General features: G+C 46.9%; 23 protein-coding genes. 21 read left to right on the top strand and 2 right to left on the bottom strand.

From position 1 onward, the window contains the following. Positions 1 to 78: 78 nt before the first annotated feature. Complete coding sequence (locus J8N69_RS03730; protein ID WP_227803966.1) at positions 79 to 1,632, top strand: methyl-accepting chemotaxis protein; 1,554 nt, start codon at positions 79 to 81, stop codon at positions 1,630 to 1,632. 353 nt (positions 1,633 to 1,985) lie between these two features. Here J8N69_RS03730 and bioA read toward each other — a convergent pair whose 3' ends face one another. Both bioA and J8N69_RS03720 read right to left on the bottom strand, forming a co-directional pair. Next, positions 1,986 to 3,272 carry an adenosylmethionine--8-amino-7-oxononanoate transaminase gene (bioA, locus tag J8N69_RS03725; RefSeq protein ID WP_168822551.1) on the bottom strand — a complete coding sequence of 429 codons (1,287 nt, stop codon included), beginning with the start codon at positions 3,270 to 3,272 and terminating at the stop codon, positions 1,986 to 1,988. A gap of 77 nt (positions 3,273 to 3,349) precedes the next feature. Then, a complete protein-coding gene (locus tag J8N69_RS03720; protein WP_168822552.1) occupies positions 3,350 to 4,123 on the bottom strand; it encodes a ComF family protein in 774 nt (257 codons plus the stop codon). Positions 4,124 to 4,188: 65 nt separating this feature from the next. On the opposite strand from J8N69_RS03720, the gene bioB reads away from it, so the two are divergent. From bioB to J8N69_RS03620, 20 genes are all read left to right on the top strand, one after another. Beyond that, positions 4,189 to 5,244 carry a biotin synthase BioB gene (gene bioB, locus J8N69_RS03715; protein WP_211084860.1) on the top strand — a complete coding sequence of 352 codons (1,056 nt, stop codon included), beginning with the start codon at positions 4,189 to 4,191 and terminating at the stop codon, positions 5,242 to 5,244. Beyond that, complete coding sequence (gene bioF, locus J8N69_RS03710) at positions 5,228 to 6,412, top strand: 8-amino-7-oxononanoate synthase (RefSeq protein WP_168822553.1); 1,185 nt, start codon at positions 5,228 to 5,230, stop codon at positions 6,410 to 6,412. The genes bioB and bioF overlap by 17 nt, the downstream gene beginning before the upstream one ends. 53 nt (positions 6,413 to 6,465) lie before the next feature. Then, entirely contained in the window at positions 6,466 to 7,269 is an 804-nt protein-coding gene (locus J8N69_RS03705; protein WP_168822554.1) for an alpha/beta fold hydrolase, read from the top strand. Then, on the top strand, positions 7,253 to 8,071 hold the full coding sequence (gene bioC, locus J8N69_RS03700) for a malonyl-ACP O-methyltransferase BioC (RefSeq protein ID WP_168822555.1): 819 nt from the start codon (positions 7,253 to 7,255) through the stop codon (positions 8,069 to 8,071). Before J8N69_RS03705 ends, bioC begins: the two co-directional genes overlap by 17 nt. 3 nt (positions 8,072 to 8,074) lie before the next feature. Further along, the gene (bioD, locus tag J8N69_RS03695) at positions 8,075 to 8,752 is read left to right on the top strand and encodes a dethiobiotin synthase (RefSeq protein ID WP_168822556.1); all 678 of its coding nucleotides are present in this window, start codon (positions 8,075 to 8,077) and stop codon (positions 8,750 to 8,752) included. Between the two features lie 89 nt (positions 8,753 to 8,841). Beyond that, on the top strand, positions 8,842 to 9,312 hold the full coding sequence (locus tag J8N69_RS03690) for a helix-turn-helix domain-containing protein (RefSeq protein ID WP_168822557.1): 471 nt from the start codon (positions 8,842 to 8,844) through the stop codon (positions 9,310 to 9,312). Beyond that, positions 9,312 to 10,466 (top strand): sensor histidine kinase, encoded by a 1,155-nt coding sequence (locus tag J8N69_RS03685; protein WP_168822559.1) that lies wholly within the window; start codon positions 9,312 to 9,314, stop codon positions 10,464 to 10,466. Before J8N69_RS03690 ends, J8N69_RS03685 begins: the two co-directional genes overlap by 1 nt. A gap of 1 nt (position 10,467) precedes the next feature. Further along, a complete protein-coding gene (locus J8N69_RS03680) occupies positions 10,468 to 11,814 on the top strand; it encodes a sigma-54-dependent transcriptional regulator (protein ID WP_168822561.1) in 1,347 nt (448 codons plus the stop codon). An 89-nt stretch (positions 11,815 to 11,903) separates the two neighbouring features. Continuing rightward, positions 11,904 to 12,266: a flagellar hook-basal body complex protein FliE gene (gene fliE / locus J8N69_RS03675; RefSeq protein WP_168822563.1), complete on the top strand. Its 363-nt coding sequence runs from the start codon at positions 11,904 to 11,906 to the stop codon at positions 12,264 to 12,266. Between the two features lie 27 nt (positions 12,267 to 12,293). Beyond that, complete coding sequence (gene fliF / locus J8N69_RS03670) at positions 12,294 to 13,967, top strand: flagellar basal-body MS-ring/collar protein FliF (RefSeq protein ID WP_168822566.1); 1,674 nt, start codon at positions 12,294 to 12,296, stop codon at positions 13,965 to 13,967. Next, positions 13,968 to 14,981 (top strand): flagellar motor switch protein FliG, encoded by a 1,014-nt coding sequence (gene fliG / locus J8N69_RS03665; RefSeq protein WP_168822568.1) that lies wholly within the window; start codon positions 13,968 to 13,970, stop codon positions 14,979 to 14,981. A gap of 7 nt (positions 14,982 to 14,988) precedes the next feature. Then, entirely contained in the window at positions 14,989 to 15,792 is an 804-nt protein-coding gene (locus tag J8N69_RS03660; RefSeq protein ID WP_168822571.1) for a FliH/SctL family protein, read from the top strand. A gap of 5 nt (positions 15,793 to 15,797) precedes the next feature. Beyond that, entirely contained in the window at positions 15,798 to 17,129 is a 1,332-nt protein-coding gene (fliI, locus tag J8N69_RS03655) for a flagellar protein export ATPase FliI (RefSeq protein WP_168822573.1), read from the top strand. Between the two features lie 98 nt (positions 17,130 to 17,227). Further along, positions 17,228 to 17,662: a flagellar export protein FliJ gene (gene fliJ / locus J8N69_RS03650; protein ID WP_168822575.1), complete on the top strand. Its 435-nt coding sequence runs from the start codon at positions 17,228 to 17,230 to the stop codon at positions 17,660 to 17,662. Positions 17,663 to 17,712: 50 nt separating this feature from the next. Then, positions 17,713 to 19,617: a hypothetical protein gene (locus J8N69_RS03645; RefSeq protein WP_168822577.1), complete on the top strand. Its 1,905-nt coding sequence runs from the start codon at positions 17,713 to 17,715 to the stop codon at positions 19,615 to 19,617. Positions 19,618 to 19,632: 15 nt separating this feature from the next. Further along, positions 19,633 to 21,534 (top strand): hypothetical protein, encoded by a 1,902-nt coding sequence (locus J8N69_RS03640; protein ID WP_168822580.1) that lies wholly within the window; start codon positions 19,633 to 19,635, stop codon positions 21,532 to 21,534. A gap of 34 nt (positions 21,535 to 21,568) precedes the next feature. Beyond that, positions 21,569 to 21,871 carry an STAS domain-containing protein gene (locus tag J8N69_RS03635; RefSeq protein WP_168822582.1) on the top strand — a complete coding sequence of 101 codons (303 nt, stop codon included), beginning with the start codon at positions 21,569 to 21,571 and terminating at the stop codon, positions 21,869 to 21,871. A 6-nt stretch (positions 21,872 to 21,877) separates the two neighbouring features. Next, on the top strand, positions 21,878 to 23,593 hold the full coding sequence (locus tag J8N69_RS03630; protein WP_168822584.1) for a SpoIIE family protein phosphatase: 1,716 nt from the start codon (positions 21,878 to 21,880) through the stop codon (positions 23,591 to 23,593). 45 nt (positions 23,594 to 23,638) lie between these two features. Further along, positions 23,639 to 25,285, top strand: coding sequence for a flagellar hook-length control protein FliK (locus J8N69_RS03625; RefSeq protein WP_168822586.1), 1,647 nt, complete (start codon positions 23,639 to 23,641; stop codon positions 25,283 to 25,285). Between the two features lie 121 nt (positions 25,286 to 25,406). After that, entirely contained in the window at positions 25,407 to 25,898 is a 492-nt protein-coding gene (locus J8N69_RS03620) for a flagellar basal body-associated FliL family protein (protein WP_168822588.1), read from the top strand. The last annotated feature ends 3 nt before the right edge of the window (positions 25,899 to 25,901 follow it).

The following is a 25,901-nucleotide window of genomic DNA, read 5'->3' as shown; positions in this document are numbered from 1 at the left end:
TATGTCATCTTTAAAAACACACCACTACGTTGGTGGTGAAAATAATTACTATAAGATCGAGAGTTATTTATGCGAAAAATGCCAGTAACAAATAAAGAAAATGATTTTCCTGAAAGCTATATGTTGGTTTCCAGTACGGATGTGAAAGGACGCATTACCTTTGTTAATGACGTTTTTTGCGAAATAGCAGGCTATGAGCGTGAAGCGCTAATAGGTAAGCCTCACAACGTGATTCGTCACCCAGATGTGCCCTCGGCGGTTTTTGCCGATATGTGGGCCAACCTTAAACAAGGTAAAAGCTGGATGGGGCTGGTGAAAAACCGTTGTGAAAATGGCGACCATTATTGGGTGAGTGCCCATATGAGCCCCTTGCTAGATGGCAGTAAAGTGATTGGTTATGAGTCGGTTCGACGTAAAGCGACTCGAGAGGAAATCCAGCACGCACAATCTGTCTATGATCGTATTAATGCGGGTAAAAGTGTGGTGCCATTGCGCACCAAAGCGGCCGCGTATTTGGCCAATGCTTCTTGGCCTGTGATGCTTTGTTTTGTTTTGTTGGCCTTGGCTGGTCTGTTGTCCAATACCCTGGCGTTGCAGATTGCCGCCCCTATTTTGACGTTGTTGGGCTTGCTTTTGACCTATCATCAACATCAGTCGTTAAATACGGTGGTGTCTGGGTTGGCGTCAGAGGCGCATAACCCTATAGGGCAATACTTGTATTGCAAAACCATTGGCACAAAAGCAGCGGTTAAGTTTGCCAAGATTCATCAAGAAGCCGCAGGTAATACCTTTCGTTATCGCCTAAAAGAGGGGGCTAAGCAGCTAAGTCATAGGGCCTCAGAAGCGAAAAATAGCGTGACAGCGAATTTAAAAAACTTCAATACGCAACGTAACACCTTTCAAGAGGTTGTGGCGGCCAGCTCTCAGTTATTATCCAGTGTGACGCATGTTGCGGAGCACATTCATGTCGCCGTTGAGGCGACGGAATCGGTGGGTGGTTTGTCTCGTGAGAGTCGTTTGTTAGCTCAGAAAACGGGCGAAACGATGCGTCAGGTTTATCAAGACATATCGGATGCGAAAAAAGTGGTGGCGGTGCTGGCAGAGCGTAGTGACAGCATTAATGAAGTGGTTAATTCCATTAGTGGTATCGCAGAGCAAACTAATTTATTGGCATTGAACGCCGCCATAGAGTCTGCCCGTGCCGGTGAGGCGGGTCGTGGTTTTGCGGTCGTCGCGGACGAAGTGCGTGCCTTGGCGATTAGAACTCAGAACGCCACACAAAGTATTCACAGCATGACCGAAGAGTTAAAGAAAAATACCGCAGATGTGACTAGCACCATAGATAAGGGCAGTGTGGTCGCGCAGCAAGGTGTTGACAGTGTTAACGACGTAGCGCAGAAAATGAGTGATATTGAGACGGCGATTAAACGCGTTGTTGAAATGACAGCACAGATTAATGTTTCGTCTGAAGAGCAGGCGAGTGTGGCGCGCGACCTTAACGATAAGATGCAAGATGTTGATGCATTAAGCATTAATAGTATTGAACAAGCTGAAAGTATCGTGCTGAACATTACCCACATTGAAGAAGAAGCGTATGAGCAGGGTAATCTTGCAGAGCGCATGAAGCAGTAATACGCCAGTCAGGTGGCTTTTTGTCGCGCCTTTAGGCCGACAAAAAGCGCATCACATCAAAACCCTTGTCGCGATAAATCACGACCTACACAAAACGATGTAGGTCGCGCCTTTAGGCCGACAAAAAGCGAATCACACCAAACCAAAACCCTTGTCGCGATAAATCACGACCTACACAAAACGATGTAGGTCGCGCCTTTAGGCCGACAAAAAGCGCATCACATCAAAACCCTTGTCGCGATAAATCACGACCTACACAAAACGATGTAGGTCGCGCCTTTAGGCCGACAAAAAGCGAATTACACCAAACCAAAACCCCTGCAAGTCAGGGGGTTAGTGTTCTGGTCGTATGCCTAACAGGTCTCTTCACTTATTACTTGGTGGATGGCTTGGCCAAGTGTTTGAATTTGCTTCTCACTCATAACATAAGGCGGCATTAGGTAGATGAGTTTACCAAAAGGCCGTACCCAAACGCCAAGTTCGACGAATTTTGGCTGAATTTCACTTAAGTTAACCGCTTTTTTCAATTCGACAACGCCAATGCCACCTAGGCAGCGGACTTCTTTGACCTGCTCAAGTTGTTCGCATGGCGTCAACGCGTCTTGCATCCAACGTTCTAATTGTGTGATTTTTTCTGCAATGTCGTATTCACTTAGAAGAGACAGGCTGGCGTTGGCGGCGGAGCAGGCCAGTGGGTTGCCCATGAAGGTGGGGCCGTGCATAAACACCCCGCCATTGTCGCTGATACCCAGGGCGACTTTATCGTTTGTTAAGGTGGCGGCCAGCGTCATATAACCACCAGTTAACGCCTTGCCAACGCACATAATATCAGGGCAAATGTTGGTGTGATCGGTGGCGAAAAGCTTACCTGTTCGACCAAAACCGGTGGCAATTTCATCGAAAATTAACAAAATATCGAATTCATCGCACAGTGCTCGAATCTGGTTTAAGTACTCTGGATTGTAAAAGCGCATACCGCCGGCATTTTGCACCACAGGTTCGATGATAAAACCGGCGATGCGTTGGTGGTTTTCTGCAAAGGTTGTGCGAATTTCGTCTAGGTATTCGGCTTTTACGGGTGCGTTAAGACCGGTTGGTGGCGGAGAAACGAAAATTTGTTGTGTTAGTGCACCGGTGAATACGTTGTGCATGCCATTTTCAGGGTCACACACTGACATAGCGGCAAATGTATCGCCGTGATAGCCGCTTTTTGGGGTGACGAAAAATTGCTTTGTCGGTTTGCCTTGAGTGTTCCAATACTGGATGGCCATTTTTAGGGCCACTTCAACAGATACCGAGCCTGAGTCGGAAAAGAAAACCCGTTGTAAATTTGCGGGGGTGATGGCGATGAGTTTTTCGGCAAGATCAATGGCGGGTTTGTGAGTGAAGCCACCAAACATCACATGGGCAAATTGTGTTAACTGCGCTTGGATGGCGCGGTTCATCACTGGGTGGTTGTAGCCGTGAATGACGCTCCACCAAGAAGACATGCCGTCGATTAAGGTGCGCCCATCACTGAGTGTTATCTCGCAGCCAATGGCTTTTTCGACTAAAAAATGTGGGCTGGGTTGGCTCATCGAGGTATAGGGATGCCACAGCAGTTGTTTATCTAAATCTAGGTATTGTTGATCTGTTTTCATGACGTTTGCCCTTGCTTTGTTGCGCGCATAGTAAACAAAGCAAAGGGCGCTGGCTAGGCTGTTGTGCTGCTTAACGGCTAATACCCTTTGTCTGGTGTGCGGGCAATGACCCAGACATCAACACGTTCAGCGCCTGCTTTTAGCAGCAGTCGGGTGCAGCTTTCTATGGTGCTTCCTGTGGTCATCACGTCGTCAAACAAGGCGACGTGTTTCGCTATTTCTCCGTCGATTTGGTAGCTGTTTTGGGTTTTTTGCAGGCGTTCTTTTCGAGTTAATGAATGTTGAGCTTGGGTGTGTTTGATTTTTTTGATTGGGTTGTGTTTGGTTTGTAGTGGGCATTTTTCACCCAAATGTAGGCGTAAGTTTTTTATTAATAGCTGGGTCATGGCGTGTGTTTGGCAAAAGCCTCGTTCTTTGATTCGAGTGGGGTGGCTCGGGACGTAAAGAATCTGCTCTGGCCAAGGTTCTGCTGAGTAAGTGTGTATTAGCTGTTCACTGAGCAAGTAGGTGAGCGGTCGAATATAGTGGTTCCCTTGGTTGAATTTTATGCTGTGAATGAGGGCTTTTACTATGCCTTCAAAGCGATAGGGCGCGACGCATAATTGGTAGGGCGGTGAGGAAACTTGGCATTGCCCGCATAGTATGTTGGCGGTATGGGTTGGGCGTTTGCAGCGATAGCAGCTGTTTGTATTTTTTGCAAAACCTTGGTGGCAATGTTGGCAAAGGGTGTTATGGCTTTTGCTGCTGCTTTGGGTATTGTTGTTCTTGGCGTTGCACAAATAGCACCGATTTAAAAATAACCCGTTGTAAACCTCTTGAATTTTTATAGTTGACAGTTTTTTCCAGTCCATTAGTATTGCTCCATTCTATTTTTCGGATCGAGGATACTATGTCTTTAAGTACTATGTCTTTAAGTATGACTACAGATAATGTGAGCGCGCCGCGTTTTGATTGGACTCATGCGGAGGTTAAAGTGTTGTTTGACCTACCTTTTATGGATTTGATGTTTCGCGCTCAGACGGTCCATAGAGAAAACTTTACGCCAAATGAAGTGCAAGTGAGTACGCTTTTATCGATTAAAACCGGCGCTTGTCCAGAAGATTGTAAATACTGCCCACAAAGTGGTCATTACAACACTGAGCTTGAAAAAGAAAAGTTGATGGAAGTGCAAAAAGTGCTGGAAGAAGCGGCATTAGCGAAGGAAAAAGGCGCCAGTCGTTTTTGTATGGGAGCGGCGTGGAAGCACCCTTCTGAGAAAGATTTTCCTTATGTACTGGAAATGATCAAGGGGGTTAAGTCGTTAGGTTTGGAGTCTTGTGTCACTTTGGGAACGCTAAACGATGAACAGGCAGCGCGCTTATCGGAAGTGGGCTTGGATTATTACAATCACAACCTAGACACGTCTGCTGAATTTTATGACAGCATTATTACCACTCGCACTTATCAAGACCGCTTGGATACGCTTTCTCGGGTTCGTGATTCAGGCATCAAGCTGTGTTGTGGTGGCATTATGGGCATGGGTGAAGAGCAAAAAGATCGAGTGGGTTTGCTGCGTCAACTTTCTCAGATGGCGCCGCACCCAGAAAGTGTGCCGATTAATATGTTGGTGAAAGTAGAAGGAACACCGCTAGAAAACGTCGATGATCTGGACACCTTTGAGTTTATTCGTACCATTGCGGTGGCACGAATTTTGATGCCTAAGTCCCATATTCGATTATCTGCGGGTCGTCAAGGCATGAATGAGCAAACCCAAGCCTTGTGTTTTATGGCGGGGGCAAACTCCATTTTCTACGGTGAAAAACTGCTGACGACGGGCAACCCAGAAGCCGATAAAGACATGGCTTTATTTGCTAATTTGGGGATTAACCCAGAGAAGCGTGAAGCGCATTCGGATGAGGCTGTGGTCGAAGCCATTACCGCGCAGGTAGTGAAGCAGGAAGAGTCTAAGATGTTTTATGAAGCCAGTGTCTAATACGCCCGACTGGGTGTTGGCCGCGCTTGAAACGCGCCGCCAAGAGGATTTAATGCGTCGCACTATTACTCTAGACAGTCCGCAAATTCCGCACACTCAAATAGATTCGCAACAGTATACCGCGTTTTGTTCGAACGATTATTTGGGGTTGGCGAATCACCCAACGTTGATCAAGGCGATGCACAGTACGGCAGAGATTTATGGTGTTGGTGGTGGTTCGTCGCATTTGGTGTGTGGGCATTTGGCGCCGCATCAGCGGTTAGAAGAGGCGCTAGCGGATTGGCTTGGGTACGAACGAGTTATGTTATTTAGTACCGGTTATATGGCGAATCTAGGGGTGATCTCTGCCCTAGCGGATAAGCATCGTCCTGTTGTACAAGACAAACTGAATCACGCCTCTTTGATTGATGGGGCTTTATTGGCGCAAGCGCCTTTGCGGCGTTATTTACATGCTGACGTGGCGAGCGCTGAGAGGTTACTCGCTAAGTCGACTTCATCGGGTTTACTGGTAACGGATGGGGTGTTTAGCATGGATGGCGATGTTGCGCCTTTGGCTGAATTATCCAAATTAGCGAGTCAGCATGACTGGATGTTTATGGTGGATGACGCCCATGGTTTGGGGTGCTTTGGCGAAAATGGCCGAGGTTGTTTGTCTTTAGCGGGATTAGATTCGGTCAGTTTGCCTATTTTAGTGGGCACCTTTGGCAAGGCGTTTGGAACCGCGGGCGCGTTTGTTGCGACCTCTCATGATTATGCGGATTATCTTACGCAATTTGCTCGCCCTTATGTTTATACCACGGCGATGTCGCCAGCGATGGCGGGCGCCACATTGGCTTCCTTACAGCTGATTCAGTCGGCAGAAGGTCAAGAGCGACGAGATCGTTTGGCGCGCCATATTGCGTATTTTCGTCAGAGAGTTGAGGCGCTTCCGGTTGAGTTGATGCCTTCCGCGACGGCCATTCAACCGATTGTTATTGGTGATAGTGCAGCGGCGATTCAAGTAAGTGAAAAATTAAAATCGCTGGGGATCTGGTGTACTGCGATTCGTCCTCCGACTGTGCCTACAGGTCGTGCGCGTTTAAGAATTACCTTAAGTGCCGCCCACTCCGATGAAGATTTAGTGTTACTATGCGACTCACTCGAACGCGTTTTAACAGCAAATGTTTAAACGCAAAACTATTTAAGCAAAACTTTTCAACGCAAAGTATATAGAGGGACAGCATGCGAGCACGTATTGAAACCGAAGCTTTTGGGAGCTCGTCTAATCAAGCTATTTTTATGGTCTCTGGTTGGGCCATGCCAAAAGAAGTGATGCGCTCATTTGCCTTGCGCCTGAGTCAGCGGTTTTATGTTGTGGTGGCGAACTTGCCGGGTATTTCTCTTGATGAGCAATGGATCTCTCGTTCTCGTATTGGGCCGAATTACGATATCGATGCTTTATCTGAGCAGCTGATAGACGCGGCGCCTAAAGGGGCGTGGTGGATGGGTTGGTCGCTGGGTGGCATGGTGTCGGTTTATGTGGCCGCGCGTCGTTCTAGCCAAGTGCTGGGGGTAATTACCTTGTCAGCGTCCCCTAGTTTTATTCAACGAGAAGGCTGGGAAAAGGCGATGACCGTTGACGATTTTGATGCCTTTGCTGCCTTGATTGAGCAGTCGCCAGAAGAAGGGCTTAAACGCTTTGTGCTGTTGCAGGCCAAAGGTGCAGAGAATGAACGCGCCTTGGCGAAACAGTTACAGGCATGCTTGCCGATGAAGACCTTGAACCGTGCGGCGTTAGTTGGGGGTCTTAGGCTGCTGAAATCCTTAGATGTTCGCCGTGAATGGTCGCTTTTGGATCTTCCTAATTTACACCTTTTAGGTGGCAAGGATGCGTTGGTTTCGAGTCAATCATTGGCGCAACAAACGGATATGAATCCTTTGCAGCAATGTGTTGTGTTGTCAAATTGTGCCCATCAACCTTTTCTTGAAGAAGAGGACGCTTGTGTACGCCATATAGAAAGTTTTATCGATGCTCATACCCCATGAAATACCGGCGCTTGGCTATAAGTGTCAGCTTGCCAAGCGTTTTGATCGTGCCGCTAAATCCTACGATGCTTATGCCGAATTCCAGAATATTGTCCTAGATCGTTTACTGACTATGTTGCCCATCAATCGCGCCGATGTGGTGCTTGATCTTGGTACGGGAACCGGGCAGGCTTTGGCGGCGCTAACCGAGACCTTGAAACCACAGTCTTGCATCGGGTTGGATTTGTCTTCGCAGATGTTGGCGGTGGCCAAGGCGCGCTGTTCTGATTTGCAAAATACCCACTATGTTTGTGCCGATGGCGAACAGCTACCTTTTCGAGAGGCGTCTTTTGATTTGGTTTTTTCGAGTTTGGCAATTCAATGGTGTTTGGCGCCAAACGAGCTGTTTAATGCACTTTATCGCGTTACTAAGCCAGGTGGTTATGCGATTTTTTCGACCTTGTCTCACGGTTCTATGCCTGAAATAGCCAACGCTTGGTTGGGGGTGGATCATAGTCCGCATACTCACCAGTATATGACGGCTGGGGCGCTGTTAAGTTGTCTTAAAGCGTCACAATGGCAACTGTCGTCTTTCCAGTTATCCAATATTGTGATGTGGTTTGAGTCTCCTGAGCGAGCAATTGACTCCCTCAAAAAAGTCGGCGCGAGTTTAATTGCAGCAGAAGGCCGCAGCGCTATCTCGCCGAGTAAATGGAAAGCATTTTTAGCTGAGTACAATCAACAGCGTGGCGAGTTGGGCGTGCCGTTGAGTTATCAGGTGTCATTTGTGGTTGTTCAAAAACCTTTTTATCCTCAGGAGTAAAATGTGAAAAAACGCTTTTTCATCAGCGGAACCGATACCGATGTCGGTAAAACGTATGTCACGGTAGGTTTGCTTGCGGCGGCAAAACGGGCGGGTTTAAAGTCGCTGGGTTTAAAGCCTATAGCGGCGGGAGCGGAACTTGTTGAGGGTTGTTTACGCAATCAAGATGCCTTGCTTATTCAGCAAGCAAGTAGTGTGGTTTTACCCTATGAGCAAGTGAATCCGGTTGTGCTGGAAGCCGCGATTGCACCGCATATCGCCGCAATGCAAGAAGGTCGTTTGGTCACGGCATCTCGGTTAGAAGGTTATATAAAAGGGGCGTTATTGACACCTCATGAGTTTGCTTTAGTCGAAGGTGCGGGGGGCTGGAGAGTGCCCTTAAATGACCGCGAGATGTTGTCTGATGTGGCTGTCGCTTTAGGCTTTCCGGTTATTCTTGTGGTGAATATGAAGCTTGGTTGCCTGAATCATGCTATTTTGACGGCGCAAGCGATTGCCCGTGATGGTTTGACGCTAGCGGGCTGGGTCGCTAATAGTGGGCCAGAGTTAATGCCTTGTTATGATGAAAATCTCGCAACGCTGATGGCAATGCTGCCAGCGCCATTGCTCGGCGCTTTGCCTTGGTGTGAAAGTGAAGAGGATTCACAGTTGGCGTTTGATGCCCTTCTTATGGCGCTATAATCGCTTGTCTGGCGCTTGAAAGTAGCCAATAACAAGGCATTATAGCAAGGGTTGAGGTGATGGTGTGAAGGCTTGGTTGAGGTGATGGTGTGAAGGCTTGGTTGTGTGGTTTAGACGATGAGGAAATGTCGAGCGTTTCCAGTATCTTGACTTTTATAGGGATAGATCACAGTGCGTCATTGACCGCGTTTCATTTGCCTGACTTTGTGGTGTTGGGAAAGGCAATAAGGTCATTTGAATTGGATGAAATGGTACCAGTCATTTCATTGAGTCAATCCATGGGCATTGATGGGGATTATACGGTCTGGTTTTGCCCTTTGCCTTGGCGCTCACAAGCATTGTCGTCGGTATTGAAAGAAATCAAACAATTGCATACTTTTCCTCAGGCATCTGGGGTGAATTTAAATTTGCATGTTCGGCATCTAGAGGCATTACTTATTCGTCAAGCCTTGGTGTCTACCCAAGGTGTGGTGTCGAAGGCCGCGCAAAATCTACAAATACAACGTACTACGCTGATCGAAAAAATGCGTCGCTATAATATTGATAAATCGGAGTTTTAGTGACAAAAGATGAAGAAATAGCGGAATTAAAAACCGCGTTCAAAGCGTTTTCCGAATCGTCTGATGTGTTGGCAAAGTCTTATTTAGATCTTCAGCAAGAGGTGGTTCGATTATACGATCAACTGGAAAAATCAGAGCAGGATAAGCGTCAAGAGCAAGATAAAAACCGTGTCTTGGTGTTGCAGTTTCAGCAGCTTTTTGAATCTATGCCAGTTGGCGTTTTGTTATTAAATGAAGAAGGGCTGGTGGTTATGGCCAACCCCGTTGCTGATCATCTGTTTAATTTGCCTTTGGTGGGTCAGTCTTGGGGGGCGATTGTACCATTGAGTTTTCGGCCCCAAAAAGACGATGGTCATGATGTTAGCATGGTAAGTGGGCGTCGTGTTCGAGTGGAAACCGCGTCGTTGGGCAATGTGCCAGGGCAATTGGTTATTCTGGTTGATTTGACCGAAGCGTATGTATTGCAGAAAAAACTCACTCACCATGAGCGACTGTCTAATATGGGAAAAATGGTCGCGGCCTTGGCTCACCAAATTAGAACGCCTCTGTCTTCGGCAACGCTCTATGCAGGGCACCTACAAAAGCCTGATCTTGCGCCTGTCATGCGTCAAACTTTTGCCAATAAACTGGTGGATAGATTGGCGAATATTGAAAAGCAAATTCGTGATATGTTGATCTTTTCTCGCAGCGAAATAAAGCTGGATGAAACGGTGGCGATTGATGACTTTATCAATGAGTTGATCCATCACTGCGAGGAGATTTGTGAGCAAAAAAATATGCGCCTTGAGACGGAAGGCGAGGACTTTTTGGCTGCAGATTGTATTCAGTGTAATAAAGAAACATTATTGGGCGCGTTACTCAATTTATTAAACAACGCTATTGATGCGCAATCAGCAGGAGATTTGGTTCGATTGCATTGGAAGCACCATGATGGTTATGTGACATTGACCTTTAAAGATCGTGGTATTGGCATGTCCAAAGCGCATTTAGAACACGTGCAAGAAGGCTTTGTTACGACCAAACAACATGGTACTGGGTTAGGCCTGATGGTTGTCAAAGCCATTGCGAGGGCTCATTATGGGCAATTTGAAATAGACAGTATAGAGGGCGCTGGCACGACTGCCAGTTTGACACTTCCTCTTGTAAGGGTATGACATGTCTGACGTTAAGTTATTGATTGTAGAAGATGATAAAGGCCTTGCTGAAGCGCTGGAAGACACGCTTATGTTGGCAAGCTATCAGTGTAAAGTGGTTTACAGTGCAGAGGAGGCGGTCATCACGTTAAAGCATGGTCAATTTGACATGGTGGTGTCCGATGTGAATTTACCCGGTATGGATGGCTATGGTTTGCTGCATCATGTGGTCGACACGTATCCTGAGTTGCCTATTATGTTAATGACTGCTTATGGTGACATTGCCCATGCTGTCGAGGCGATGCGTGACGGTGCGGTGGATTATTTGCTAAAGCCTTTTCAGGAAGAAGAGCTATTAAACGCCATTGCCAAGCACACGGTTAAGGTCGCGTCCTCCTCAAATGCCCAACCTATTGCAAAAGACCCTGCTAGTATTGCTTTGTTAGATTTGGCAAAACGCGTGGCGGTTACGGACTCTACTGTGCTGATTTGCGGGGAAAGTGGAACCGGCAAAGAAGTGCTTGCCCACTATATTCATCAACATTCTAATCGACCCAATGCGCCTTTTGTTGCGATTAACTGCGCTGCTATTCCTGAGAATATGCTGGAAGCGATTTTGTTTGGTTACGAAAAAGGCGCTTATACCGGTGCGGTGTCTTCTCAGGCGGGTAAGTTTGAGCAAGCTAATGGCGGCACCTTGTTGCTGGATGAAATCACTGAAATGGATGTTGGGCTGCAAGCTAAACTATTGCGGGTGTTACAAGAGCAGGAGGTTGAGCGCCTTGGCGGTAAAAAGTCCATTCCTTTGGATGTTAGAATCATTGCGACCACGAACCGTGATTTAGCGGATTATGTGCGAGGCGGTGGTTTTAGAGAGGATTTGTACTATCGTTTGAATGTGTTTCCGTTACGTTGGCAGCCGATTCGGGAGCGTAAAGGGGATATTTTGCCCATTGCACTACATTTGTTGGCCAAGCACGCCGCAAAAATGCGTATTACTGGCGCTGTATTAAAACCCTCGGCACAGAGTAAGCTGGAATCGCATCCTTGGCCTGGTAATGTTCGTGAATTGGATAATGTTATTCAGCGGGCGTTGATTTTGAGCCCAAATGCGCAGATTAACGAGGACCATATTGCTTTTGATATGATGAGTGTCGCGCCGAGTATGACGGTGTTTGACGAAGAGGAAGACAGTGCCGCTTCCATTTTAGGTAAGGGCGTGCAGCAGCATGAATTCCGCATTATTGCGCAAGCCTTGGTCGACGCCAACGGCAAACGTAAAGTGGTTGCAGACACATTGGGTATTAGCCCTAGGACGCTGCGGTATAAAATCGCTAAAATGCGTGAAAGTGGCATAGACGTTGATTGATTTTTGTATCTTGTTTTAATTAGCTTTATGCTAAGCTGTGTATTAGCGATATGTTAAATTGTGTAAATGTGATTTTTTAGGTGAGTAGGATGATTTCTGGTCGACCAGACATTAATCAAGTGTTGTCCCAAATGAGGGATATGCGGTCGCAGGTTCAGGCGCCGAGTTCGCCTATGCCTAGTGTTACCAAGGTGGGAGGAGAAAGTGAGAGTGGTCAAACGGTTGAGCGTGCAGATTTTGCTGAAATGTTGAAAAATGCTGTCAATAATGTGAACACCTTACAAAAAGATGCAACGCAATTAGCCCAATCTTACGAGCGCGGTGACGAAGGGGTGGATTTACCCCAAGTTATGATTGGTCTGCAAAAATCGAGTGTATCATTTGAAGCAATGACACAGGTGCGTAATAAACTTGTAGACGCGTATGAAAAAATTATGAATATGCCGATTTAGGCACACTAAACCGCTTGGCGCTTTTTAATGGATAATGTCCCTGCAGAACAATCGGAGCAAAAGCTCTATCTTGAGTTAGTCACTGGCTTTAATAAATTGACGGTAATACGTCAGCTTGCCTTAATGGTGGGGTTGGCCGCTTCTATAGCCATTGGTTTAGCCGCTGTGTTATGGAGTAATGGACCGGATTACAAACCTGTTTTAAGCAGCATCACCGATTACAATGCTGATCAAATTGTTGAAATCCTCAGTGTAAATAACATTCCCTTCAAGTTAGATCAAAATACTGGCGCCTTGCTGGTCGAGTCCGACTTCTATCATCAGGCACGTCTTAAATTAGCTGGCTCAGGCCTTGTTTCTGACAATATTGTTGGCATGGAAATAATGGACCAAGAGCAAGGGCTTGGCACTTCTCAGTTTGTCGAAACAACACGTTATCGGCGAGGCCTTGAGGGGGAGTTGAGCCGAACCATTTCCAGTCTACAAAGTGTTAAAAGTGCCAGGGTGCATTTGGCCATTCCCAAAGAGTCAGTGTTTGTTCGAGACACGCGTAAACCTTCAGCATCCGTGTTTTTGGAAATTTATCCGGGGCGGCGCTTGGATCAAAGTCAGGTTGAAGCGATTGTGAATTTGGTGGCCTCTAGTATTTCTCAATTGAGCGATAAAGCTGTTACCGTGATCGATCAACGTGGCACATTATTGACAGAGAAAGACACAGATTCTGAATTGTCAGTTGCGGGTAAACAGTTTGATTATGCTCGAAAAGTCGAGGAGGTCTTGCAGCAACGAGTAAACAATATTCTGGGTCCTGTTATTGGGCAAGGTCGCTTTAAAGCAGAGGTCTCTGCCGATGTGGATTTTACCGCGGTAGAAAAAACCGCTGAGCAATACAATCCAGATTTATTAGCGTTACGTAGTGAGCAAACATTAAGAGAAAGTCGTAATGCTGGAGCAAACAATGGCGGTATCCCCGGCGCCTTGACGAACCAGCCGCCCGGTGCGGTCACGATACCAGAAGCGGTAGATGAAAACGGTGCGCCGATAGGCGGGAATTCGAATCGTGCAAATGGGCAGTCACGTGAAGAAACCATGCGTAATTTTGAATTAGATCGTAGCATCAGTTACACCAAGCGTCAGCAGGGTATGGTGAGGCGATTGTCTGTGGCTGTGGTAGTGGATGATTTGATCAGCCTTAACCCAGAAACATCCGCTGTTGTGCGAACGCCGTGGAGTGACGATGAATTAGGGCGTTTAACACTGTTAGTACGAGACGCTGTGGGCTACGACCCAACGCGTGGCGACAGTGTTAGCGTGATCAATTCGCCTTTTGCGTTGCCTGATCCAGAAGAGCCGATGGTCGAGCTGCCCTTTTATCAGCAAACATGGTTTTTAAACCTGTTGCAGCCAACATTGGTCGGTATTTTTGTTCTGATTCTACTGCTGGTTGTGGTCCGTCCGATTTTGAAAGCACTTAGCGATCAGAATAAAATTGCGGTTACTGAGGATACTGAAGCTGCGATTTTCTCTGATGAAACGGATGAGATTTCGGATGATCAAGTGTCGCTTGTGAGTGCCGAAGATATATTGGTGCCCGGTTCCCCTGAAAAAATTGACCGTCAATTGAATGCAATTCGCGGTTTGATTGCTGAGGAGCCTGAGCGTGTTGCTCAAGTCGTGAAACAATGGGTAATGGAAAAGTAAATGAGTGATATAGGCCAAGGTGCAGAGTTGAGTTCAGTGCAAAAAGCCGCCGTGCTTCTTATGTCACTGGGGGAATCCGATGCTGCGCAAATACTGAAACATATGGGGCCAAAAGAGGTTCAGCGTATTGGTCAAACCATGGCGCAACTGGCGAATATTCAACGTCATCAAGTTGAAAAAGTATTGGATGACTTTTTGGTGCTGGTGGGCGATCAAACCGGTTTAGGGTTGGGCGCCGATGGTTATATTCGTAACATGCTTAGAGAAGCGCTTGGTGAAGAAAAAGCGGGCAGCTTGATTGATCGTATTTTGCTGGGCGGAAACACGACAGGATTGGACACACTCAAATGGATGGAGTCGCGTGCGGTTGCGGACGTCATTCGTTATGAGCACCCGCAGATACAGGCGATTGTTATTTCCTATCTAGACCCTGATCAAGCGGCGGACATTCTTGCGAATTTTGATGAGCGAGTTCGGTTGGATATTGTGTTGCGTGTGGCGGCGCTAGAAACGGTTCAGCCTGCGGCATTGCAAGAATTGAATAATATATTGGAGCGCCAGTTCTCTGGCAATAACGCAACTCAGTCAACCACCATTGGTGGTGTGCGTACGGCTGCGAATATTATGAACTTTATCGACAGCTCGGTGGAGTCTGAGTTGATGGAGTCGATTCGTGATGTGGACGAAGATTTGGCAAATACTATCCAAGATTTGATGTTTGTTTTTGATAATTTATTGGAAGTAGACGATAGAGGCATTCAAGTTATTCTTCGTGAGGTTGAGTCTGAGACCTTAATTCTAGCCTTGAAAGGCGCGGACCTTGATATGCAAGATAAAATCTTTAAAAATATGTCGTCTCGTGCGGCTGATATGCTTAAAGATGATTTGGAAGCAAAAGGTCCTGTTCGGGTTAGTGAAGTGGAAATTGCACAGAAAGAAATACTGGCAGTCGCCAGACGCCTTGCCGATAACGGGGAAATCGTCCTCGGTGGCAGTGGTGAGCAGATGGTTTAGTTAATATATGTCAGATAAACAGGAAAAGAGCGAGCGTAAGTTAACCGCTTACGAGCGCTGGGAGCTTCCCCACCTAGAGAATAATAAGCCAAGTAACCACTCGGGTCCTGCGATACTTATCCAGAAAGACACCATGGTGACCACAGAAGAAGTGGATCAAGACTCCTTGGTGTATGAGCCTTTGACCGCTTCCCAGTTAGAAGAAATCCGTAGCGCTGCGTATGAAGAAGGGTTTATTCAAGGAGAAGAAGAAGGGCACAAAAAAGGTCATGATGATGGTTTTTCCAAGGGTGAAGTCGACGGCTTCGAGAAAGGGCATGGAGAAGGGCGCGCGATAGGCATTGAAGAAGGCTTGACGCAAGCAAGGGCCGAGGCTCAGATTAAGCTGGAAGCGCTGGAAACGTTATTCGCGAACATGGTGAAAGAGATCACTCAACCATTAGAAGACAGTCGCTCTGCGGTCGAAAATATTCTCTATCAATCGATGAATCGAATGATAGAGAATGTGTGTTTATCTAAGATGCATGAAGATGGTCATAAAATTCTTAAAGAACAATTGTCTAAGGTGTTTGATTGCATAGGTGAGTATGAAGGTCGAGTACGATTGCGCCTTCACCCCGATGACGTGTCTATTTTAGAGGAGCTGGGGGTTAAAGATCGATTGACTCTACAGTTAGAAATGGACGATACCTTGATCAGTGGGGGCTTTGTTATTGACTCTAAATCTTTTCATATCGATGGGCGTGTTGAGCAGCGTTTAACGATGATCTTTGAAGAGCTTAGTCAACTTTCTCTTCCTGAACAGGATTAGTGCCAGTGTCCACACTTGAAGAACGCTTAAGCAAACTCGATCATGTTTCTGTTGTCGCATTGCCGCCTCAGATTGAGGGCAAAGTCACTCGTATGGTGGGTTTGACTATGGAGGCGGTCGGTTGTGTGGTGGCGTTGGGGGATCGTTGTTCGGTTCAGGTTCGTAAGGATCGCTGGGTCGAGTCTGAAGTGGTGGGCTTTACCGGAGATTTAACCTACCTGATGCCAACAGAAGCCATTGAAGGTATCTCTCCTGGCGCGCGTGTTCGCCCTCTGTTGGGGGACAGTGAAATGCCCGTTGGCGATGAGTTACTAGGTCGAGTGGTAAATGGCCTTGGTAAACCGTTGGATGGAAAAGGGCCGATTAAGGCGCGAGACTCGGTAACGCTACATGGTAAGGTGATAAACCCGTTGCAGCGTAAACCGATTCACGAGCCGTTGGATGTTGGCATTAAAGCCATCAATAGCTTGCTAACCGTCGGTAAAGGTCAGCGTTTAGGGTTGTTTGCTGGCAGCGGTGTAGGCAAAAGTATGTTGCTCGGCATGATGACAAAATTCACCGAGGCGGACATTACTGTTGTCGGTTTGATTGGTGAGCGTGGCCGAGAAGTAAAAGAGTTTATTGATCAGATTCTGGGGGAAGAAGGTCTTTCTCGTTCGGTGGTGGTGGCGTCTCCTGCGGATGATTCCGCATTAATGCGCTTGCGTGCGGCCATGCTGGCGACGCGTATCGCCGAGTATTATCGAGATCAAGGTAAAAATGTGTTGTTACTGATGGATTCTCTGACTCGTTATGCTCAAGCTCAACGAGAAATTGCGTTATCGGTTGGTGAGCCACCCGCTACAAAAGGTTATCCGCCTTCTGTTTTTTCTAAACTTCCCCAATTGGTTGAACGTGCAGGCAATGGCTGTGAAGGCAGTGGCTCGGTCACCGCATTTTATACGGTTTTGACGGAAGGGGATGATCAGCAAGATCCGATTGCTGATGCGTCGCGAGCGATTCTTGATGGCCATATTGTGTTGTCTCGACGTCTGGCGGAGGAAGGTCATTATCCTGCGATTGATATTGAAGCGTCTATTTCGCGAGCCATGCCACATATTGTGAGTGAAGACCATTTGTATGGCGCGATGAGGGTGAAGCAGCTCTATTCTAAATTCCAACAAAATCAAGATCTGATTTCGGTAGGGGCGTATGCCAAAGGCAGTGATCCAGATTTGGATCAAGCGATTATACAAATGCCTGAAATTCGCAGTTTCCTACAGCAGTCGCTAACAGAAAGCTTCACTATTGATCAGAGTTTGCAGGCGCTTGTTACGGCAATGACAAAAGGTCAGTAGACGGTCGTTGATAAAAACGTCTACTATTTATGGCATTTCTAGTTATTGAGTGTTTGATTATTGAGTGCTCGATTGTTGAGCTTTTGTAGTGAGGGCAGATGAAAAAATCACATCGAATGCAGATTTTGGTCGACCTTGCTCGGCGCAAAGAAGACGCTGCGGCACAGCAGCTTGCTCGCGATAAAGCAAAAGTCATGCATGATGAGCAAAAGTTAAACGAGTTGCGAGAATACGCTGGACAATATGAGTCTGAGCGCAACCTTCTAGGGCTAAGTGCCTACTTGACCACCAACTATCAGCATTTTGTCAACCGAGTGCAACAGGCGATCGTTCAGCAAGAAGCGGCGGTTGGACGGGCTGAGCAGCAAGCGGACATGAGTATGCGACGCTGGTCGCAGGCTCGATCAAAAACAAAAAGCATGGACTGGCTAAAAGAAAAAAATCATAAAGCGGAATTGGCTGTTGAGGAAAGACAAGAGCAACGTCAAAGCGATGAGTTCGCGATGCGCCGTTTTTTGGACTCGATGCGATAAGGTGCAAGTATTATTTTGCAGGCTTCTTTCGTTTATTGTTAGGGTGACGTATGGCGCGACTGGATAACAGGCTAGAAGATCTGCCTTTATTGGTTTCTCAGGTAGAGACCGCCTTGCACGAATACGCCTATTCTCCACGACAAGGTTTGGAGAAACTTCAAACGCTGTTAACGTCTTTAGAAGCCCGTTCCCGCCCCAAGTTACCTTGCCCTGTTTACCATCAAAGATTGTCTGCTTTTTTAGCCGCAACGAATCGGCTCATTGCTTCCGGCTGTCCTTATTTTGATCATTATCATGCGGCGTTTTTAGCGGCCGCGGATGCTCTTATGCAAATGGCGGTGGGTGGTCAGACAGGGGAAGATCGTGCGCTGCAGTTAATGCGCTTGTTATCTGTTGATCGCCCTTGTTGGGCGGTTATTGCGGCGATTTCTGAGGAGGATATTTTATTTGAGTATCGAGATTATGAGGCAGAATGGCAGGCCGCCTATGGTGGTGCTAAGCATAGCAGGACAAATGTAGACGCGTATTTAGCGGCGTTATCATCGGCGGGGCAAGTGGCCTTTCAACTTGATGAGGTGAGAGACGGACTGTTAATTGGGCGCTTTTTGCTGACCAGCACGCAGTCACTTGTTTGGCTGCAGAAGCGGTTTCCTGCATTGAGTTGGCGGGTGTCCTTTGTTAATCAAGAGATGCCTTCTGTTAATCAAGAAGCGTCTTTTATTAATCAAAAAGCGTCTTTTGTTGATCAAAAAGTGTCTTTTAGTCAAAGCTTGTGTGAGTTAAGTATCTTGCCACTTTTCCAGCATATAACTATGCCTCGGGCGGCACGTTATCGGCTTTTGGATCTGTATGTGGGTCATCTCAAACGCTTATCTTATCAGGCATTTGGTTCGTTATTTTCTTCGGCTGGGCAGGTGATTGAGCAATCTCAGGTGCTTGTTCCCTCTAAGCGTCAGTTGACGACGTTTGAGGTCGATGAGAGTGCTCGATATTTCCCTGTGCGTCACGGTGGATCGGTTTACATCGGGTATGATGCGAAAACGCCTTCCTCAAAAGTATCCTATTTAGATTGTTTGGGAGAGGATTACCTACCTTGTTTTTTGTCTGAGGTTGAGACGCTGGGCGGCTCGTTTGTTTTTGATCATGTGGATTGCGTTGGACGCTATGAGCTTTCGGCTGAAGCGCTCTTTATGGTTGGCGATAGCTGGTGGTTTAGAGTTGAAGAGGGCGTGAATGCTGAGGTTGTTACGTCCTTGTATGGCGCAGAGAATTCGCCTGACATGCTGTCGAGTCTCTTGCCAAAAGAGAGCGCGAAGGTGCTAATCGTGAAGCAATGTGGGCACTATTTTGCGCTGCCTTATACTTCTATTCGCGATGTTGAAGGGGTTTGCGCCACGATGCAAGCGCCGCGGTTTTGGGTCAAAAATGTTTGGCTCAGTGCGTCGAATACGCCATTGTTGGAACCTTGGTTACTTCAGGTAGATTGTTTGCCGCAAGTTTTTGATCGGCTGGGGAGAAATAAATCTACGCCGCCTCCTAAGAAGGGTTATTATTTCGGGCAGGTCTGTGGCAGGATGTTTTGGGTTGAAGCTGATTTGATCTTGGCGTTGCTGTCTTATCAAACGCCTTTTTCGTGGCTTTGTGGTGAGGGTAAGGCAGCTGATAAGCCACTGTTTATTCTCTATGATGGCCGTTGCTTTGACAAAGTCATTGCCAGTGATTTGCTTTTAAATCAGGAGCCTTGTACTGAAACGCCTGCTTTTTCTGTCATTCTTGATGCTATGGGAGAGTCTATTGTGTTGCCATTTTCGTCGTGTGACTGGTGTGCTGCTTTACCTGAATCGGTCGAGAGTGAAAGCAATATAAATGGATCCTCTTTATCAAACAAGGTTGTTATTAATAAGAAAAACTTTTTATCCGCTGTTGCTGGCTTATGGCCATCCTCCTCCGCTTGAAGGTGATTATTGACTATGAACACACCGCATCCACCGTTTGGTGCTCCTAGAAAAGAACTGACCTATCGACTGCAAAAAGGCGTGGTCGTTGTGCTGTTTATTTTGTTGTTGGCCTTCGCTGGTTTGTATGTGTTGATCAAAAAGGGGCTGGAGCAACAGAATACTCAGCAACAAAAGTTGGATGAGTTGGTCGGTTTGGTTCACAGTGCGGAAGAGCATTGGTTAGAGTGGCTGTTGGTGCAGGATGGCGGTATTTACGATGAGGATATAGCGTTTACTTCGCCCAGCCAGTTGCATCAAATGTTGTTTAGTGAATATCGCTTAATTGGGCCAGGTTTGAGCCGCTTTGAGTCTTTGGCTGACGTGTCGGTTGCTGATTCTATGGTCTTGCTTGAAACACTGGCGCAAAACGAACTCAATGTTGCTGGGTTGTCTAACGCCGAGCGCAAAGATATGTATGCGGCTTTTGTGCAATTAAAGGTGTTGGATAATCGCTTGATGCAAATTAATGTTGGCTTGGCTTATGACCGACATATTTTTGTCGAGCGAATGTTTTGGGCTCCTGTTGCGGCTTTTGTGGTCGTTGCGCTGCTTATTCTTGTGCTATCCGTTAAATTCTCCCGTCAATTGACTGGCGGCTTGGCAGGGTTGCACGCGGTTGTTGAACACAGAAAACGCGGTTATGTCGCTACCTTGCCTGTTCGCGATGTGGTCGATGAATTGACGGACCTAGGCCATTTGATTGATAACGAGCTGGCTTCACGGGACTTTGACCTCAAGCGGCAAGAAGAGAGCTTGAGTTTGGTTGATAAAGCCTTATCCCAAGTGGGGGAAGCTTTTCTTGTGACCAATAACGAAGGCGATATTATTTATTTGAGCGGTGGTGCTGAGCGGCTTTGGTTTAGAGATACGGCGGTATTTGAGTCTATGTTTGGCATTGATTCTGGCTTAGAGGACCCTATCGGGGAGCGTGTTGCAGACTCTATTTTGTTGTCAGATCAAACCGTAGCATTGCGTTTGTCGGATGGCTATTATGCTTTAAATGTTGATGCTTTGCCGGTTGAGTCCGACGCTGAGTCTGAAGGCGTGCCGCGTTTTATTTCTGTTCGGCTAAAGTCTGATATGGCCGAGTTAGGGGTGCTGCAGCATAGCTTAACGCTTATGGAGCAAGATGTATGGAATGCTCCGGTTCGCGTTTTTCGACCTGAGTCACCTTATTTCGGTTTTGCTAAGTCTTTGGAAGTTGTGCGCCGAAGAGTGTCGGCGCTATTAGAGGCCTTAAATGCGTCTTCTGACCAAACAAAAGCCATGGAGAAAATTACGAAACTACAACAAATAGCATCCCTAATTGACGAAAAAACGGTTCAAAATGGCCAGTGCTCAAGTGATGTTGTAGCGCTGGAGAATAGATCAATTGAAGGTCTTCAAGTTGAGCTAAATGATATGGCTTGGCTTTCTGAGCAGATTCGAGACTCATTGATCTTGGGTTATGAATTGGTTCTACAGCGTCTGGCTTTGGTTGAAAAAGATTTATCGTCGGATGTTTTTCTGTTGGGGGATGTTGATCGTTGCCTTAACGAAGTTCGTGCCGGGGTGTTATCGAGTCTTGCTGCAACCGAAGGGGAAAGTGAATATATTCGCCGACGCTTTGCAGTAGATCTGGAGCACGATATTAGTAAAGTGCAGTCTCAAGTTGAAGTGATGACCTCTATGGCAGCCTCTACCCTCTCTTTGCTTGAGTCGGATCGCAGTGTTGGGTTAGCCCGCTTAGACAGAGCAAGAGAGTCTATTAATGAAATGATTGAGCGGATACATGGGTTGATGACAGATGCATCCACTGTGGACTCAGACTCTGTTGCCGCGGTAGACGCAAGTAAAACATCGCGAAAAGAATCTAATAATGAGCTGGGGGAGTGATAGTGTCTCCCGCTTGATGGTCGAGGAGTAGGCTGTGGTTGAACGGTTTTTTGATAAACAAGCAAGATGTTTGACAATCTCCGTCAAAGGGCGCTTTGACTACAATTGCCATAAAATCTTTAAAGACGCTTTTAGCGCTTTTGATGCCACAATTTGTTATGTGATTGACTTTGTAGAAGTGACTTACCTAGACAGCTCTGCGCTTGGGATGCTGCTGTTGCTTAGAGATCATGCGGGAGGGGAAAGAGCCGATATTCGTTTGATTAATGTAAACGGTGCGGTGATGGATACACTTAAAGCCGCCAATTTCCATCGGCTTTTTTCGATAACTGAGTAGCATTACATGGAGCAACCTCAACCTTTAACTATCTTGATTGCAGACGATAATCCTGTTGATCGTCTGTTATTGGCAAGCATTTTAAGGCAGTTTGGTCACAAGGTGATCTTGGCTGTAGATGGCCGGGATGCGGTTGAAAAATTTGACGCCAAAACCGTTCAATTAGTGTGCTTGGGGATTACCATGCCACATAAAAATGGTTGGGAAGTGGCCGAAGATATTCAATGTATTACGGGGGATTTGTTTATCCCTATTATCTTTTTGTCAGGGGTTGTGGATGCGGTTGCCTTATCTAATTGTTTGCGCGTTGGCGGCGCTGATTTTATTTCTAAACCCTATAATACGGCGTTGATAACCACGAAATTAAACACTATCGTGCGTCTTTTAGTGATGCGAAGAACGCTCGAAGAGCAGCGCGATGCGATGGCTTTGTACAACCAGCAGTTGCTTAATGAGCAGGATGTTGCCAAAGTCGTTTATGAAAACATAACCCATTCTAATTGCCTCAACGATTCAGCCTTATCAACGTTTCATTATGGAACACATACATTTAATGGTGACGTTATCTTGGCGGCCTATAAGCCAAATGGTGGAATGCACCTTTTGCTAGGGGATTTTACGGGACATGGCCTTTCGGCTGCCATTGGTGCGCTGCCACTGGCGGATATCTTTTTTGATTGGACCAAAAAAGGCTTTTTGATGCGTCAAATTATTCCTGAGATCAACGCGCGTCTGAAAGGGATTTTGCCGACGAACATGTTTTGCAGTGCGGCTTTTATTGATATTAAAGTCAATGATAAAAGCATCGAAATTTGGAATGGCGGTTTGCCAGATTTATTGTTTTTTTCCCAGCAATCAGACCGACCCATCAGGTTTGCATCAAAAAATCTACCCTTGGGGATTTTGTCGCCTGAGTTGTTTGAGTGTCGGATTGACCCTGTTTCCTTCTCTTCCGGTGATCGGATAATGGCATTTTCTGACGGGGTTTATGAAGCATTAGACGGGGCTGGGACTATGTTTTGCGACTCTGTATTACCGCCTCTTTATAAGGGAGAAATCCGTGCCGAGGAGTCGGTTGACTGGTTGATGGCGCAGCTTCAACAAGAAGATGTGTTGGATAATCCGCATGATGATATTTCTTGTTTAAGTGTTCGGCTTGATCCCGCTATCGGTATTGATTCTTCTCGGCATCTGGTGTCAAAAGCTCACCATGAGGCACCGGCCGATTTTTCTTTTGACTATGTGTTGCATGCAGACTCGTTACGCAATACAGACCCTTTGCCTTATGTGTTGCAAATTTTGACGACTGTGCCGGGATTAAGTCGTTTTTCCAGTCAAATTTTTATGATTTTATCGGAACTTTATTCAAATGCGCTTGAGCATGGCGTCTTAAAACTAAGCTCTGCAAAGAAGGATTCGAGTGATGGTTTTTCATCTTATTATGAGGAACGTGAGCGTACGCTGGCTAATTTAACGGAAGGGTTCGTGAAAATTTCGGTCAAGGTGACGTCTGATCGCCAGCACAGATTGTTGGTGTTGTATGTTGAAGACAGTGGGGTAGGGTTTGATTTTCATCGTGCTAGCTATGACACATCCAATACGGAGTTGCTTTATAACCGAGGCTTGGGGTTATTGCATCGGCTGTGTTCTAAATTAGAGTTTTCTAAAGGCGGACGAGCGGTGAGCGCGCATTATTGTTGGCAAGTTGGAGAAGAAAGTTAGATTGGCCTTTCTATTGCATAGTTGCCTCTATCGCAGGAGGAAATTATGCGCACAGATTCAAATACGGTACTGTCTTTAACACCCAGTGTTCCCCCTAAAAAAGCGCCTTTTGCTAAGTCTTCTTCTGCAAATGGTGCTGCTTTTGCCAGTGATTTTAATCGAGCGAAAGAACCTAAAGTTAGCCACGAATCATCGGGCAAAGCTGTGTCTTCTGCGGCAAAGGCTTCATCCTCCGCATCTCTTGATGAGTCTACGTCGGTTGATAAAAACTCGACTTCAGTGCGTGCTAAAGGCGGAGAGGCCGAATCGGCATTGCCAGCTTCAGAAAAGGCGATGACGTCGAGTGCTGTGTCTGAGAAAAGCGGCAACAATTTGCAGCGCGATGGCGAGGGATTACCCGCTCAAGATGGGCTTGTGGACAAAGTGGCCGTCGGTGCCGATGGCGGAGAAGAAAGTGCAATGCTTACTTTTGCAGGGCTGTCGCAAGAGCAGGCGTCTTCAGAAGAGCTTAAATCTTCAGTAGCGCTCAAGTCGTCACCAGAGCAAGCGTCAGCATTGTTGTCCGATACTGAATCAGGTACGGCAACGTTATTGCCATCTGAGGCCGCTGCACAAGGTGCTGGGCCGTCAGCCATGTCCAGTGCGGCGGTTGCAGGAACGGGTGTGTTGGGGCTGGACACGATAAAGCAAACGTTGTCGGGTCATGCTAATAAAGCGGATGGGCCAACCAGTAAAACCTCGATTACCGATGAGGCTGTTATCGATTTGTCAGCGCAAGGTGAAGATGGAGAGTTGTCTTGGGTGTTATCTCAAATGGACTCGTCAGCGGCGAAAGCCGCACAGGCCTCGGTAACGCCTGAATTGGTGCCTGATGCTGTTAAAGCGGCTGCAGGGGTGGCAGTAGGTGTTTTAGCCGGCGTGACCAATAAAGAAGGTCAATCGCAAGCGGTACCGTCTGCCTTGTTGGGAAGCGCTGCGGTGTCGGATGAGGTAAATGCAGAGTCGGCGGAGGCATTGCTTGGGGAAGATGGGGGGCTTTTAGAAGACGGTGTGCTGCTAAATGAGCCCATTGAACTGCGTAAAAAAGACCAAGAAGCCATGATGGGGCGCATGGCGGCCCAAATTGATGGCGGCATGGCGGATGATAATGTATCAGGCGGTTTAAATAGCGCGTTACATGGTAGTCAGGCGGGTCGAGCCGCACTTGGCGCGACAGCAGTGAATGTCGCTGCACAAAATCCACCTCCGAATCTGGCGATGAATCTGCCACCGACCCATCCTGGATGGGCTGGTGAAATGACTCAGAAGGTTGCTTGGGTTGCTCGTGATGGTGGTCATACCGCACATATTCGATTGGATCCGCCAGAATTGGGCAGTTTGACGGTAAAAATATCAGTAGACAGCGATTCCAATGCTCAAGTCAGTTTTGTTGCTGCGACGCCCCAAGCAAGAGATTTGTTAGAGGCACAAATGGGGCGGTTACGGGAAATGTTGGCACAACAAGGCATGGACTTGAGTCGAGCAGAGGTTGATGTGTCACAACAGGACGCATCTGGCGCCCAGGAGCGAGGCAATTATCGAAATAATGCCGCGAACCAAGAGGGTGTTGCCGCCAATGATGAGCTGGATGATGAGCTGATTGACAGTAATATGTCCTATGTTTCTGCGACGGGAGTTGATTACTATGCTTAAAGTGATGAGAAATTGATGGTGCTATGTTTGATTCTTTGTAGAATAGGCGATAGTTCGATGGTAGGGATGTTACTCGCGTCCGCTCGGTTAAAAGAATTTGATATAGCTAAGGTTTATGAAGATGGCAGATGAAGACGGTTTGGATCTTGGTGCAGAAGAGGGGAAATCAAGAGGGAAGAAAAAACTGATTATCATCGCTGTGCTGCTTTTGGTTCTTATTAGTGGCAGTGTTGCGACGTATTTTTTGTTTTTTAGTGATTCGAGTGCTGATGAACAGGCTGCGCTGGCAAATAAGCCTTCTATTTATCTGGCGTTAGAGCCTGCCTTTACCGTAGACTTCATGGTGGATGGGCGTCAGCGCTATGTGCAATTAAGTATGACGCTGAAATCAAAAAACACAGATCAAATCAATGCTGTTACACTGCATATGCCGTTGATTCGTAATAGTTTGGTGTTGCTTTTTTCTAGTCAGTCGTTTGTGGATTTGCAAACCGCTGAAGGCAAATTGGCGCTGAAACAGGCGTCCCTTGACGCAATCAATGGTATTCTTGAGCAGGAAACTGGTCAGGGAGGCGTTGATGGCGTGTTATTTACTAATTTTGTGATGCAATAATAT

The sequence above is a fragment of the Marinomonas profundi genome (assembly GCF_020694005.1).
Classification (GTDB): domain Bacteria; phylum Pseudomonadota; class Gammaproteobacteria; order Pseudomonadales; family Marinomonadaceae; genus Marinomonas; species Marinomonas profundi.
Note: the sequence above shows the minus strand (reverse complement) of the source record. Positions and strands in the feature narration are given on the sequence as shown.